A 14,537-nucleotide genomic window follows, 5' to 3' on the forward strand; every position below is an offset into this window, starting at 1 on the left:
CAAATATATTAAAAATATTACATGATATGACTAAATATTGAAAAAATATTGAATTTTTAATAAAATTCAATTTGTAATACATATTATTTATTAGGGGAGGAAATATGGGATGAACAAGAAACCGTTCAAAGTTTTGTCATCAATCGCTTTAACAGCTGTATTAGGCCTTTCATTCGGAGCTGGCACTCAATCTGCATATGCTGAAACGCCTGTGAATAAAACAGCTACGAGCCCAGTTGATGATCATTTAATTCCGGAAGAACGTTTAGCAGATGCGCTAAAAAAACGTGGGGTAATTGATTCGAAGGCTTCAGAGACAGAAACAAAGAAAGCAGTCGAAAAGTATGTAGAGAACAAAAAGGGTGAAAATCCTGGAAAAGAAGCAGCAAATGGGGACCAGCTTACGAAAGATGCATCCGACTTTTTAAAGAAAGTAAAAGATGCGAAAGCAGACACGAAAGAAAAATTAAATGAACCAGCAACAGGGACACCTGCAGCGACAGGCCCAGTTAAAGGCGGACTAAATGGTAAAGTGCCAACTTCTCCAGCAAAACAAAAAGACTATAACGGTGAAGTTCGTAAAGACAAAGTACTCGTTTTACTTGTAGAGTACGCTGACTTTAAACATAATAATATCGACAAAGAGCCTGGATATATGTATTCTAACGATTTTAATAAAGAACATTATGAAAAAATGTTATTCGGCAACGAGCCATTCACATTAGATGATGGAAGCAAAATCGAAACATTTAAACAATATTACGAAGAGCAATCTGGTGGTAGTTACACAGTGGACGGAACAGTTACAAAATGGTTAACAGTTCCTGGTAAAGCTGCTGATTACGGTGCAGATGCTGCTAGCGGCGGTCATGATAATAAAGGACCAAAAGGGCCACGTGATTTAGTAAAAGATGCATTAAAAGCAGCTGTAGATAGTGGTATTGATTTATCAGAGTTCGATCAATTTGATCAATACGATGTAAATGGTGATGGAAATAAAAATCAACCAGATGGTTTAATCGATCACTTAATGATTATTCATGCGGGTGTTGGACAAGAAGCAGGCGGTGGTAAATTAGGCGATGATGCAATTTGGTCGCACCGTTGGACAGTTGGACCAAAGCCATTCCCAATTGAAGGTACACAAGCGAAAGTTCCATATTGGGGCGGAAAGATGGCAGCATTTGACTACACAATTGAACCAGAAGATGGAGCGGTTGGTGTATTCGCACATGAATATGGTCACGATTTAGGTCTTCCAGATGAGTACGATACACAATATAGTGGTCAAGGTGAGCCGATTGAAGCTTGGTCTATTATGAGTGGCGGAAGCTGGGCTGGTAAAATCGCTGGAACGACGCCAACGAGTTTCTCACCACAAAATAAAGAGTTTTTCCAAAAAACAATTGGTGGTAACTGGGCAAATATCGTAGAAGTAGATTACGAGAAATTAAATAAAGGTATCGGTCTAGCGACATATTTGGATCAAAGTGTTACGAAATCAGATCGACCAGGTATGATCCGTGTTAACTTACCAGATAAAGATGTTAAAACAATTGAGCCAGCATTTGGTAAACAATATTATTACAGCACAAAAGGTGACGATCTTCATACGAAGATGGAAACACCGTTGTTTGATTTAACGAATGCAACGAATGCAAAATTTGATTTCAAGTCATTATATGAGATTGAAGCAGGTTATGATTTCCTTGAAGTACACGCTGTAACAGAAGATGGTAAACAAACGTTAATTGAAAGACTTGGCGAGAAAGCAACTAGTGGAAATGCAGATTCGACAAATGGAAAATGGATTGACAAATCATATGATTTAAGTCAATTCAAAGGCAAGAAAGTAAAATTAACATTTGATTACATTACTGATGGTGGTTTAGCATTAAATGGATTCGCTCTTGATAATGCTTCATTAACAGTAGATGGTAAAGTAGTATTCTCTGATGATGCAGAAGGTACACCACAATTAAAATTAGATGGTTTCGTTGTATCTAACGGAACAGAAAAGAAAAAACATAACTACTATGTTGAGTGGAGAAACTATGCTGGGGCAGATAACGCGTTGAAATTTGCTCGCGGTCCAGTATTTAACACTGGTATGGTTGTATGGTATGCAGATTCAGCTTATACAGATAACTGGGTTGGTGTACATCCAGGACACGGTTTCCTTGGTGTTGTTGATTCTCATCCAGAAGCAATTGTTGGTACTTTAAATGGTAAACCAACAGTTAAGAGCAGTACACGATTCCAAATCGCTGATGCTGCGTTCTCATTCGACAAAACGCCAGCTTGGAAAGTTGTATCTCCAACGCGTGGAACATTTACGTATGATGGCTTAGCAGGCGTACCGAAGTTTGATGATTCGAAAACGTATATTAATCAACAGATTCCAGATGCAGGACGTATTTTACCGAAGCTTGGTTTGAAATTTGAAGTAGTAGGACAAGCTGATGATAATTCTGCAGGTGCTGTTCGTTTATATCGTTAATACAGTAAAACTACCGAGAGATTTTCTTTCGGTAGTTTTTTTGTGAGCAATGAATTTTATATAGCTGAAAAAGTCATATATAATGTAACTTTAAGAATAGAAATTTGTTATATATGAAGTCTATATAAATAATGAAAGAATTGGATAAAAATAGTGGGAGAAGGTGAGTGAATGAGTATTACCTCTATTGTAAGTAGGCAAAAGGAATATTTTTTAAAAGGGTGTACGAGAAGCATCGAAATGAGAAAGAATAATTTGAAGAAGCTTTATGAAGGCATTCAGCGTTTTGAAGAAGAAATATTTCAGGCATTGAAATTAGATTTAAATAAGTCAGTTCACGAGTCGTTTACAACGGAAGTTGGATATGTATTAAAAGAAATTTCCTTTCAATTGAAACATATGTCATCGTGGAGTAAACCGAAGCGAGTTCGAACAGCACTCACTCATTTTGGATCAAAAGGAAAAGTAGTGCCAGAGCCGTATGGTGTGACGCTTATTATTGCACCGTGGAACTATCCTTTTCAATTAGCAATTGCACCACTTGTAGGAGCACTTGCAGCTGGAAATACAATCGTTTTAAAGCCGTCAGAGTTAACGCCAAGCGTTTCAAAAGTGCTTAAGAGAATGTTAGGTGAATTATTCCCAGAAGAGCTTGTAGCGGTAGTAGAAGGTGGCGTTGAAGAGAGTACATCTTTGCTGAGGGAACCAATTGATTATATTTTCTTTACTGGTAGTGTTGGCGTTGGAAAAGTTGTAATGGAAGCAGCAGCGAAACAGTTGACGCCGCTTACGTTAGAACTTGGCGGGAAAAGTCCTTGTATTGTACATAAAGATGCAAAGATAGAGATGACAGCAAGAAGAATTGTTTGGGGTAAGTTTTTAAATGCAGGGCAGACATGTGTAGCGCCTGATTATATGTACGTGCATTCTTCCGTGAAAGAACAGCTAGTTGAGGCACTGCGACATGAAATCACAGAGCAGTATAGTAAAGAACCTTTGCAAAATGAAAATTACGTGCGTATTGTAAGTGAGCGCCATTTTGAACGATTATGTGGATTTTTACAAGATGGTCAAGTCGTAATTGGTGGAAACTATAAGAAAGATACATTACATATTGAACCGACAGTGCTAGCGGATATTACATGGCAAGATGCTGTTATGGAAGATGAAATTTTTGGTCCGATTTTACCAATCATAGAGTACGACAATATAGAAGATGTAATTGGCACAATTCAGCAACATCCGAAGCCGTTAGCGTTATATGTATTTTCGGAAGATAAAGAAGTACAAAAGAAAGTGACGAGTAATATTTCATATGGTGGAGGCTGTATTAATGATGTTGTCTATCATCTTGCCACGCCATATTTACCTTTTGGGGGTGTTGGAAGTAGTGGATTAGGGGGTTATCATGGGGAAGAAAGTTTTCGGACTTTTTCACATTATAAAAGCATTTTAGCCCAATCTACAGCATTCGACATGAAAATTCGTTACTCTTCTACAAAAAGTGCTTTAAAATTCATACGAAAGTTGTTAAAATGATGATGGTGTTTATCAGTAGGCGTAGCCGTATGATAATAGCCCCTTCGCGATGGAAGGGGTTTTTCTGTTCGACGTTATGTATCATGCGAAAATGAATCAAACATACTACATAAAGAATAGAAACGAACGCTTGCTAAATAACCATTTTTGTTTGGATCGAAACAAAAAATAGTCTATAGAACATAAATATTTATTCATGAATATAAAAATTTAAAATTTAAGGTAGATAGGACGGGAAAATGAAAAAGATTATTAAAGTTGAAGCAGTTGAAAAACATTTTGGAAATCAAGTGATTATCCCACCTCTTTCTTTAGATATTAAAGAGGGAGAGTTTTTAACAATTTTAGGGCCGAGTGGCTGCGGGAAAACGACTTTACTTCGTATGATCGCAGGATTTGAAACTCCAACTAAAGGGAATCTTTTATTAGATGATGAAAGAATTAACGATTTGCCGCCATATAAGCGTCATATGAACCTAGTGTTCCAACATTACGCACTATTCCCACATATGACAGTAGAGAAGAATATTTGTTTTGGTATGAAAATGCAGAAAGTATCAGCAGCAGAGCAGAAAGAGCGTGCTGAAGAGGCAATGCGTTTAACGCAGTTACTTGAGTTCCGTAATCGTAAACCTGCTAAGCTTTCTGGTGGACAACAGCAGCGTGTTGCAATTGCAAGAGCGATTGTAAATAATCCGCGTGTATTACTATTAGATGAGCCACTTGGAGCGCTTGACTTTAAGTTACGAAAAGACTTGCAACGTGAATTGAAAAACTTACAACGTAATTTAGGAATTACGTTTATATACGTAACGCACGATCAAGAAGAAGCAATGAGCATGAGCGATCGTATCGTCGTTATGAATAAAGGACATATCGAACAAATTGGAACGCCGAAAGAAATTTATAATAAGCCGAAAACATTGTTCGTTGCGACATTCATCGGTGAAAATAATATTGTGAAAAATGGGGAAGGCTATGTAGCAATTCGCCCTGAAAATGTGAAAGTACGTTCGGTTGAAGAACCAATTTTAAAAGAATACCATCTTGGACATATTGAAGATATCGAGTTTGTCGGAAATATGGAGAAGCTTTATGTACGTGATGAGAAAACATCAGAATTACTAATGACATATCAAACTGCTGAAGAGGCAGCGCAGTGGAGCATTGGAGATAATGTATATGTAGGCTGGGAGCAAGAGGACGAGGTGACCTTAAATTGAAAAAAGGGAAATTACTCGCACTACCTACAGTCGCGTGGCTGTTAATTTTCTTCCTAATCCCGCTCGTATTCGTATTAGGATTCGCCTTCATGCAGCGCGGAGCTTACGGGACAGTAGAAATGCAATTTACGCTGGAGAATATATCCCGTGTGTTTGATCCATTGTACTTAGGAACGTTATGGGAAACTGTTAAGATTGCAGTTATTACTACAGTAATATGTTTATTAATTGGTTATCCATTTGCGTATACAATTACAATTGTTGACCGCAAATATCGTTCTATTCTTTTATTATTGGCAACGATCCCGTTTTGGATTAACTTTCTTGTTCGTTCATACGCATGGATTGTTATTTTACGTTCACAAGGTCTTGTGAATACGTTGTTATTAAAACTCGGCATTATTAGTGAACCGTTAAATTTATTATATAATACGCCTTCTGTAATACTCGGAATGGTCTATTCTTTATTACCATTTATGATTTTACCAGTGTATGCAGCAATTGAGCAGCTGGATAAGCGTAAGCTAGAAGCGGCTTATGATTTAGGAGCAACACCAATAAAGGCATTTTGGAATATAACAGTGCCGATGACAATGTCAGGAATTGCGACTGGTTCTATTTTAGTATTCGTTTCTTCTATCGGAATGTTTGTTGTATCAGACGTGATGGGCGGATCGAAAGTAGCATTAATCGGAAACGTTATTCAAAACCAATTCTTAGGTGCACGTGACTGGCCGTTTGGATCTGCGTTATCGATTATCGTTGTTCTATTCTCTGTTCTGTTAATTTACTTATATTATCGTGCAACGAAAGTATATAAATATAATGAGAACGGAGGGGAATAGGCAAAGATGAAGAAGTTTTTAGTTTCTTATTCTTGGTTAATTTTGTTATTCTTGTATTTTCCAATGATGGTTTTAATGGTCTATTCTTTCAACGACTCTCGCATTAATGCGGAGTGGGAAGGTTTTACATTCCATTGGTATACAGATTTATTTCAAAAACAAGATGTTATTGATGCATTTGTAAATAGTATTACGATTGCAGTTATAACAACGATTGTGACAACGGTACTTGGTGTATTCTTTGCGATTGCTTTACATCGTTATAAATATCGTTTCGAAGGGGCTATTAATGGCCTTGTGTATTTACCAATTTTAATTCCTGATATTTTAATGGGATTATCTTTACTAATTCTTTTCAGTCAGCTAGGAATGGAACTTGGACAAACAACGATTATTATTGCACATATTACATTTAGTATTTCGTTTGTTGTTGTTATTTTAGCTGCGCGTCTTTCAAGTATGGGACGTGACTTAGAAGAAGCTGCAAATGATTTAGGAGCAACGCCTTGGCAAACGTTTCGTTTTGTAACGTTCCCAGCAATTGCACCGGGAGTTATTTCAGCAGCATTATTAACATTCACATTATCAATTGATGATTTTGTAATTAGTTTCTTCGTATCAGGACCAGGATCAACAACATTGCCATTATACATTTACAGTATGGTTAAGCGCGGAGTATCACCAGAAATTAATGCTCTTTCTACAATTTTAATTGTTGCTATCGTAGGATTAATGGTTCTATCTGAAATCTTCCGTAACAAAGGTGCAGATGGTGAAGAAAACTCTGGAGGACACCTTCCTTTATAATACGAACGAGATAGAAAGTACGAGGGGGTAATAAACCGATGAAATTAATGAAAAGAATAGCTGGCGCAGCAATTAGCTTTAGCCTTGTTGCTGGTGTGCTTGCTGGTTGTGGTGAAAAGAAAGAAGAATTAAATATTTATAGCTGGGCTGACAATTTTGATGAGCAAGTGCTAAGAGATTTTGAAAAGAAGTATAATGTGAAAATTAACTATGATAAGTACGCAAGTAACGAAGAAATGCTTGCGAAATTACAAGCTGGTGGCGCAAAGTATGATTTAATTCAACCATCTGATTACATGGTTAAAACAATGGCAAAAATGGATTTATTAGCGCCGTTAGATAAAAAGAATATCCCAAATATCGAAAACATGGTTTCTAATTTCAAAACACCTGCGTTTGATCCAGAGAATAAATATTCTTTAGTGTACACTTGGGGTGTAACAGGGATTGCATACAATAAAAAGTATGTGAAAGAAGCACCTACAAGCTGGGCTGACTTATGGAATGAGAAATATAAAGGACATGTAACGTTATTAAACGATTCTCGTGAAGTATTAGGAGTGGGTCTTAAGAAGCACGGGTTCTCAAACAGTACAAAAGAAGATGCAGAGTTAAAGACAGCAGCAGATGATTTAAAGAAGCTGCTTCCAAACTTATTAGCATTTGATACAGATAACATTAAACAAAAATTCATTACAGAAGATGCTTGGATCGGAACAGTTTGGTCTGGAGATGCAGCATTTATCGCAAAAGATAATAAAGATGTAGAATACGTTGTACCAAAAGAAGGCGGCACAATTTGGGCTGATACGTTAGCAATTCCAAAGGGTGCAAAACATAAAGAGCTTGCTGAGAAGTTTATGAACTACTTACTTGATGAAAAAGTAAGTGTGAAAAACTACGAGTCAATTGGTTACAGTAATCCAAATGAAAAAGCTCATCCTCTTCATAGTAAAGAATACCGTGATAATCACATGATTTTCTTAACGAAAGAAGAGTTAGATCGTACAGAATGGCTTGTTGATGTAGACGATAAGTTAAAAGACTATGATCGTTACTGGACAGAGCTAAAAACAAAAGGTAAATAAGTAAGAAAATGCGGTTTCTAAAGTAGAAATCGCATTTTTTCATAGTAGGAGGAAATCGTTTGAAGAAGAAGTTACATCAGTATGAGGTAATATGTATCGGTTTATTATTTGCTGTATTTAGTATTGTTGCTTGGCGCGTACATGCAGGTGGCGTTACAGTAATGGATACATATGTCCGCGGATTAGTAAAAGGGCTACAAACGGAAAGTTCCCTTACATTTTTCTCGTACTTTACAAAATTGGGGTCAGCAATTGGGATAGCTGCTACGCTCGTTATAAGTTTGCTTGTTTTTTGGAAGAAGCGTTATTATGCTGCGATGATTGTGTATCCAATGGGAATTTTAATAACACATCTTGTGAATAAAGGGATAAAAGAGATTGTAAAGAGAGAACGTCCGTCATTAAATGAAGCGTTAGATGCACTTGGATATAGTTTTCCTAGTGGACATGCAATGCTATCGATTATGACATTTGGATTTCTTGCTTATATCATTGCTGCTAATTTGAAAAGCATAGCTGGGAAATGTGTCATAACGATTTTGATGGGTATAGTAATCCTATCGATTGGATTAAGTAGAGTCATTTTAGATGTACATTACCCAACTGATATTTTAGCTGGTTACTGCGTAGGTGGTATTTTGTTAGTTATCGCTATTTACTATCATCGTTTACTTACTGAGAGATTGGGGATTAATAAAGAGAGATAGAAAAAACGCCTGGAAAAACTATCATTATAGTGTTCCTAGGCGTTTTTTGTTTGTATAAAGATATGATACAGTATAAGTGACAATTGAATTATTTAAAGTAGGTGAAAATGTGTGAAGACAAATGTTCATAAAGTTGATAAGTGGGGGAAGTTAGGAGCTTTTTTGTATCAATTTCGTTATACAGTAATTGTAGCGTTACTGTTGCTTGCAATCGCACTTGGGATTTTTGCTCCAAAGCTACCGGGAGTATTAGGTGGTGACGGTTTCCAAACGGAAGGAGACTATCAAAAAACAAAAGAAATTTTAGATAAAGATTTTAAGAAGTCTCAAGATACGCTTCTGCTCGTTTTTGAGAAAAATAAAGATGCTTCGCATGAGGAATTTAAAAAGCGAATAGATGAAATTGTAAAGAATGTTCAAGAGAAAGAGAACTATGAATCTTTCCATCACCCAATCCAAAATAAAGAAATGCTACAAGATGACATCGGTTATGCAACAATTTTATTTTCCGGGAAAACAAATAAAGAAAGAATGGAAAAGACATTACAATTTGCTAATGAGATTGAGAAAGAAAGTAATGTAGTATTAAAAGTAACACCTACAGGATTTCCGAAAATTAATCAAGAGATTAATGAAAGAACGCAAAATGATTTAAAAGTAGCAGAAATGATTGGATTACCAATTGCGTTTCTTGTATTACTATTTTCGTTTGGTAGCCTTTTGGCATCAATTTTACCGATTTTGAATGGAGCGCTTAGTGTTATTAGCACGATGGGTATATTGTATTTCATCGGTGTGGATAAAGAACTATCTATTTTCGTGTTAAACGTTGCACCGATGATTGGACTTGCACTATCTATTGATTTTGCGCTATTATTTGTGAACCGTTTTCGAGAGGAAGTTGCTAAACGAACGGTAAAAGAAGCGATAGCAATTACATATCAGACGGCAGGACGTGCAATTGTATTTTCAGGATTATGCGTATTTGTTGGGTTATCCGGTTTGTTTTTCTTTAAGATAGATTATATTCAATCTGTCGCAATTAGCGGAATGATTGTTGTGATTATGAGTATTTTATTCTCACTCACACTTCTTCCAGCGTTATTATCGTTAATCGGTAAAAAAATATTAAAAAAGAATCAAGTAGCACATACGCCGGCAAAAGCATGGCGTAAATTTGCACAATTTGTGATGAAACATCCAATTGCAATGATTGTTGTTGTTACAACATTTATTGTTATTTGCTTATTACCGTTACGTACAGCTAATTTGCAGTTCCCTAGTGTTGAAGCTTTACCTGAAAAGAGTGATACAAGGATTGCATATGAAAAGTATGAAGAAGCATTTAATAAAACTGTCAAAACACACGCTGATGTTACGTTAGTTGTAGAGACGAAAAAAGATATGAAAGAAAAAGAAAGTCTACAAAAGATAGAAGAAGTCGTTCAAACGTTAAAAGATGATAAAAAAGTACATGAAGTAAGAAGTTTATACGACGGGTTAACTGGAATGAAAGCAGATCAAGTTGCTGGAATATTGCAGTCGCCAGAAGCAGCAAAACTAACTCCTGTATTTGAAGCATACACAAAAGGGAATAAGACGACGATAGAAGTTTTTTTGAAAACAAAACCACGTACAGAGACTGCAAAACAGTGGGTGCGTGACTTTAAAAAGAACTATAAAGAAACGAATGTTACGTATTATCTAGGCGGAATGACGACGTTTCAACAAGAATTAGAAGATGAAATTAAAGATAAAGTTGTAATTGGTATGTCTGTTATATTTGGATCGACCTTTGTTATATTATTATTTGCATTCCGATCTATACTCATTCCAATTAAGGCAATTATTATGAATATACTTAGTTTGAGTGCAACCATTGGAATTGTTGTTTGGTTATTTGAAGGTGGTCATTTCGGTTTAGAAGCGAGTCCGGTTCTGTTTGTCTTACCAATCTTCATTTTTGGCCTCGTATTTGGGCTTAGTATGGATTATGAAGTATTTCTTATTTCACGTATTCACGAGCTCTATGAAGAAACAGGAGATAACGATCAAGCAACGTTAGAAGGGCTCGTTTCAACAAGTAGAATCATTACATCAGCTGCATTAATTATGATTGTTGTAACGGGTGCATTCGCATTTACTGATATTTTACCAGTAAAGCAGATGGGGCTTGGCGTGGCATTAGCAATATTTCTTGATGCAACAATTATTCGTCTTATGCTCGTTCCAAGCTTAATGAAGTTATTTGGAGACTGGAATTGGTGGTTACCATTTCGAAAAAAACGAGAAAAATCATCGTAAAAAAATGCTCATCATATTGATGAGCATTTTTTTATGAATAGCAAGACCTACATTTTGCAAATAGTATGTGATAAGAACATTACATACAAGTAGGTGAAGGCAATGTTTCGTTATTTTAAGTTTAAGTTAAATGATACAGTACAGTTTGCAGAAAACGATGGGCATATGTATCGCATTGTCGGTTATCGGTTAGAAAAGGGATTTTATCCAAAAGATGAATGGACTCATATCATTTATGAACTACTTAGAGAATTTGACGGGTATACGATGGATGCAGAGGAGGAAGAACTTGTAAAGGTCGTTCAAGTAGAGGATGAGTATTACAAAATACAAGAAGTATCAGGTTATCGTTATCCAGTAAAAATGAAACAAAAACAACAAGTGATGAAAATAGAAAGGATGGACGATTTATTAGATGCTTACAATGACTATAAAAGGTTGGCGGATTTCTTTAAAGATTTATCGTATGAACAAAAAGCTGAAGAAGTATTGTTAGAAATGAAAAGACTTAGAGCTTGAGGGGCAGTCTATTATAAGACTGTCCTCTATTTTTGACGGTGCAACAAAGTGTGTTTTCCGTTACAATGAGAGAATCAATAGAAATAAGGTGATAAACAGTATGGAAACAAAGAAAAAGGGCGAATGGTGTGAAATTACCGTTCCAGCTAAATGGAATGGTATAAGTATTGAATCGGTATTAAAAGTAGAATGGGAAATACCGAAAAAGCTATTACATCAGCTTCGTATGGAAAAAGGTGTTACGGTTAACGGAGAACAAAGAAGATGGAATGAGCTTTTAAAAGAGAACGATAAGTTACAAGTTCATATGTTTGCGGAGGAAGAGTACGGTGTGGATCCAGAATATGGTGAATTGCATGTAGTATACGAAGATGATCACGTACTCATCGTAAATAAACCAGAGAAAATGGACACACATCCTTCTGAAAAAGGTGGAACCGGGACGCTTGCAAATCTTGTTGCTTTTCATTTTCAAATGCAAGGTTTAGAGGCGAAGGTGCGTCATATTCATCGTTTAGATAAAGATACGACAGGTGGTGTCGTATTTGCTAAGCATAGAATTGCTGGTGCAATTATGGATCGTTTATTAATGGAACGAAAAATTAAAAGGACGTACGCAGCGCTCGTTGAAGGGAAAGTAAAGGGGAAACAAGGAACGATTGATGCTGCTATTGGAAGGGATCGCCATCATGCTACAAGGCGTCGTATTTCTCCAAAAGGTGACCAAGCTATCACATATTATAAAGTAGAAAAGTATTTTAAGAAGCAAAACACGACTTTCGTAACGTTACAATTAGAAACGGGTAGAACGCATCAAATTCGTGTTCATATGAGCCATAATGGTAATCCACTAGTTGGGGATGTATTATATGGTGGACAAACAAAATATATGTCCAGTCAAGCATTGCATGCGATGAAGATAAATTTCTTGCATCCAATTACGAAAGAAGCGATTGAAGTTGATGTGCCGTTTCCTACAAAGTTAGATAATAAAATAAGAGAATTTCAAAAAGAAAATGCGTAAAGTATAAGTTTTAATTTGAAAAAAGTAGATTTTTGCAGGGATTTCTCTAAAAGGAGCGAAGCCGTTAAGAGAAAAGAGAGGTGAGAATCACTTGATCAAATATAAGTATGTACTTGGAATATTTTTCGCTTGTCTTTTAGTTACTCTATGTCTCTATCCCTATTTACCAACTCGTATGGCAGTACATTGGAATGTAAATGGTGAGCCAAACGAGTTTATGAGTAAACAAGTTGTTGTAGCATTTATTCCTTGTTTTATTATTTTTTCATATGGATTTTTGTATATTATTTCACATAATATATTTAAGTTTAATGAAAGAGAGCATGGTATTATAGACGGATTTATAAAGAAAATTACGTTATTTATGTTGTTTATTCATATGCTTATCCTCTTTATTAATTTTGAGGATTTGATATCCTTTCAAACAGGATTAACGATTGGGATTAGTATGTTTCTTTTTATGCTGAGTAAAGAATTTAAGAAAATAAAAGGCAAAGAAAAAGACCCAATTAAATTACAAAAAATTCGTTTAGTAAGTAGACGGATTTTTCAAGTGATGGCATGTGGCATATTGTTTTCATTGTTTTTGAACTTAGAGTGGGGATTTTATGTATTGCTTAGTGTAATAAGCTGTGGATCTATGCTATTTATGTTATATATTTTCTATTCATACATAATAGAAAGTTATGAAACTTAAAAAAGAGTCTTCTCATTATGAGAAGACTCTTTTAATCTATTTACTTTGTAATAAATTGTTGTGTCCAGTAGTTGCCGCTTTCTACATAACCAACACCGATGTGAGTGAAGCCGTTATTTAAGATGTTTGCACGGTGTCCAGCGCTGTTCATCCAAGCTTGTACCACTTCTTCAGGTGTACGTTGGCCTTGAGCGATGTTTTCACCTGCAGATGTATAAGAAATACCAAATTTCTTCATCATGTCAAACGGAGACCCGTATGTAGGGCTGTTATGATCAAAGTAGTTGTTTTTTTGCATGTCTTCAGACTTAATACGTGCTACTTTGCTTAATTCAGTATCGATTTTTAGTGCTGGTAAACCTTGTTTTGCACGCTCAGCGTTTGTTAATTCAACAACACGTTGTTCGAATTCGCTTAAAGATTTTGCTTCTTCAGCAGGCTTTTGCTCAGCTGGTTTTTGTTCAGCAGGTTTTTGCGTATTGTTGTTTTCAGCAGGCTTTTGAGCTTCTGGTTTTTGAACTTCTTCAGCAGGCTTTTGCTCGGCAGGTTTTTGCTCAGCAGGCTTTTGAGTTTCTGGCTTAGCTGTTGGTTGCTCAGTTACAACATTTTCAGTAGGTTGTTGACCAGGAATGAAGCAGTTTGGTTGGAAGTTTCCTTGTTGCCATTGTGCTAATGATTCAACTCCCATAGATTGTAAGAATGCTTGTAGTTCTTGTTGGCTCATTTGCTTCATCATCACTTTTGAATGCTGAATATTTTGAACCTTTATGTTAGATGGTTGTACTGTTGCAGCTTGTGCATCTAGAGAAGATACTCCTAAAGTAAGAGCTGTTGCAGCAGCTACAGATAATAAAACACGCTTTTTCATGATGTGTGTCCCCCTATATAAAGTTTTAATTTGTTTTCACACGATTTGTTTTTGACAGCCTGTCTGACTGACAAATTCATCGTAGCATATAATTTGCGAGAAAAAAGATGGAAAAAAATTCATAGACTTTAAAATTACCTAATTTATCCTAAGAGAAGAAGGGAGCAAAAATAAGAGAAATATAGAGTATAAAAGGAATTTATAGTGTTTTTATACTTGGTTTTAAGAGGGGGTTTTTGGATAAAGTTACCTAAATAGAAAATGAAGAATCCTATTGTATCAATGGTTTGAGCGATTTTTTGAGGAATATAATGGATTGATTTTTACAAAACTGTAATGTTTCTGTTGTTCTTTTTTATAATAAAGTAACATATTTTTAATGTTGTAGCAGACAAAAAAGCGGCTATCTCTTTACA

12 protein-coding genes are annotated in these 14,537 nt (G+C 35.8%); 11 read left to right on the forward strand and 1 reads right to left on the reverse strand.

Annotation, left to right across the window (positions count from 1 at the left end; translation table 11 throughout):
* The first annotated feature begins 109 nt into the window (after positions 1 to 109).
* The 11 genes from inhA1 to ACQRBL_RS06250 all read left to right on the forward strand — a co-directional run bounded on the left by inhA1 (position 110) and on the right by ACQRBL_RS06250 (position 13,253).
* The gene (inhA1, locus tag ACQRBL_RS06200; RefSeq protein ID WP_097920404.1) at positions 110 to 2,500 is read left to right on the forward strand and encodes a M6 family metalloprotease immune inhibitor InhA1; all 2,391 of its coding nucleotides are present in this window, start codon (positions 110 to 112) and stop codon (positions 2,498 to 2,500) included.
* A gap of 171 nt (positions 2,501 to 2,671) precedes the next feature.
* Entirely contained in the window at positions 2,672 to 4,039 is a 1,368-nt protein-coding gene (locus ACQRBL_RS06205) for an aldehyde dehydrogenase (protein WP_000029061.1), read from the forward strand.
* 239 nt (positions 4,040 to 4,278) lie between these two features.
* A complete protein-coding gene (gene potA / locus ACQRBL_RS06210; RefSeq protein WP_000720335.1) occupies positions 4,279 to 5,262 on the forward strand; it encodes a spermidine/putrescine ABC transporter ATP-binding protein PotA in 984 nt (327 codons plus the stop codon).
* Entirely contained in the window at positions 5,259 to 6,107 is an 849-nt protein-coding gene (gene potB, locus ACQRBL_RS06215) for a spermidine/putrescine ABC transporter permease PotB (RefSeq protein WP_000715500.1), read from the forward strand. Before potA ends, potB begins: the two co-directional genes overlap by 4 nt.
* Positions 6,108 to 6,113: 6 nt before the next feature.
* The gene (gene potC, locus ACQRBL_RS06220) at positions 6,114 to 6,914 is read left to right on the forward strand and encodes a spermidine/putrescine ABC transporter permease PotC (RefSeq protein ID WP_000714190.1); all 801 of its coding nucleotides are present in this window, start codon (positions 6,114 to 6,116) and stop codon (positions 6,912 to 6,914) included.
* 38 nt (positions 6,915 to 6,952) lie between these two features.
* The gene (potD, locus tag ACQRBL_RS06225) at positions 6,953 to 8,002 is read left to right on the forward strand and encodes a spermidine/putrescine ABC transporter substrate-binding protein PotD (protein ID WP_000772490.1); all 1,050 of its coding nucleotides are present in this window, start codon (positions 6,953 to 6,955) and stop codon (positions 8,000 to 8,002) included.
* 59 nt (positions 8,003 to 8,061) lie between these two features.
* Positions 8,062 to 8,709: a phosphatase PAP2 family protein gene (locus tag ACQRBL_RS06230; protein WP_411995808.1), complete on the forward strand. Its 648-nt coding sequence runs from the start codon at positions 8,062 to 8,064 to the stop codon at positions 8,707 to 8,709.
* A gap of 111 nt (positions 8,710 to 8,820) precedes the next feature.
* The gene (locus tag ACQRBL_RS06235; RefSeq protein WP_411995807.1) at positions 8,821 to 11,013 is read left to right on the forward strand and encodes an MMPL family transporter; all 2,193 of its coding nucleotides are present in this window, start codon (positions 8,821 to 8,823) and stop codon (positions 11,011 to 11,013) included.
* A gap of 102 nt (positions 11,014 to 11,115) precedes the next feature.
* The gene (locus ACQRBL_RS06240; protein ID WP_000490302.1) at positions 11,116 to 11,532 is read left to right on the forward strand and encodes a hypothetical protein; all 417 of its coding nucleotides are present in this window, start codon (positions 11,116 to 11,118) and stop codon (positions 11,530 to 11,532) included.
* Positions 11,533 to 11,632: 100 nt separating this feature from the next.
* Positions 11,633 to 12,556: an RluA family pseudouridine synthase gene (locus ACQRBL_RS06245; RefSeq protein ID WP_327977810.1), complete on the forward strand. Its 924-nt coding sequence runs from the start codon at positions 11,633 to 11,635 to the stop codon at positions 12,554 to 12,556.
* Positions 12,557 to 12,647: 91 nt separating this feature from the next.
* On the forward strand, positions 12,648 to 13,253 hold the full coding sequence (locus ACQRBL_RS06250) for a DUF1648 domain-containing protein (RefSeq protein ID WP_000599010.1): 606 nt from the start codon (positions 12,648 to 12,650) through the stop codon (positions 13,251 to 13,253).
* Between the two features lie 40 nt (positions 13,254 to 13,293).
* Here ACQRBL_RS06250 and ACQRBL_RS06255 read toward each other — a convergent pair whose 3' ends face one another.
* Positions 13,294 to 14,121 carry a CAP domain-containing protein gene (locus ACQRBL_RS06255; RefSeq protein ID WP_016513122.1) on the reverse strand — a complete coding sequence of 276 codons (828 nt, stop codon included), beginning with the start codon at positions 14,119 to 14,121 and terminating at the stop codon, positions 13,294 to 13,296.
* Positions 14,122 to 14,537 lie beyond the last annotated feature (416 nt).

The sequence above is a fragment of the Bacillus sp. AF62 genome, assembly GCF_050312695.1.
GTDB classification, from domain to species: Bacteria; Bacillota; Bacilli; order Bacillales; family Bacillaceae_G; genus Bacillus_A; species Bacillus_A cereus.

Bases quoted from the DNA above. Each gene is read 5' to 3' on its own strand.
- inhA1 (WP_097920404.1), top strand. From the start codon at position 110: ATGAACAAGAAACCGTTCAAAGTTTTGTCATCAATCGCTTTAACAGCT.
- ACQRBL_RS06205 (WP_000029061.1), top strand. From the start codon at position 2,672: ATGAGTATTACCTCTATTGTAAGTAGGCAAAAGGAATATTTTTTAAAA.
- potA (WP_000720335.1), top strand. From the start codon at position 4,279: ATGAAAAAGATTATTAAAGTTGAAGCAGTTGAAAAACATTTTGGAAAT.
- potC (WP_000714190.1), top strand. From the start codon at position 6,114: ATGAAGAAGTTTTTAGTTTCTTATTCTTGGTTAATTTTGTTATTCTTG.
- potD (WP_000772490.1), top strand. From the start codon at position 6,953: ATGAAATTAATGAAAAGAATAGCTGGCGCAGCAATTAGCTTTAGCCTT.
- ACQRBL_RS06240 (WP_000490302.1), top strand. From the start codon at position 11,116: ATGTTTCGTTATTTTAAGTTTAAGTTAAATGATACAGTACAGTTTGCA.
- ACQRBL_RS06245 (WP_327977810.1), top strand. From the start codon at position 11,633: ATGGAAACAAAGAAAAAGGGCGAATGGTGTGAAATTACCGTTCCAGCT.
- ACQRBL_RS06255 (WP_016513122.1), bottom strand. From the start codon at position 14,121: ATGAAAAAGCGTGTTTTATTATCTGTAGCTGCTGCAACAGCTCTTACT.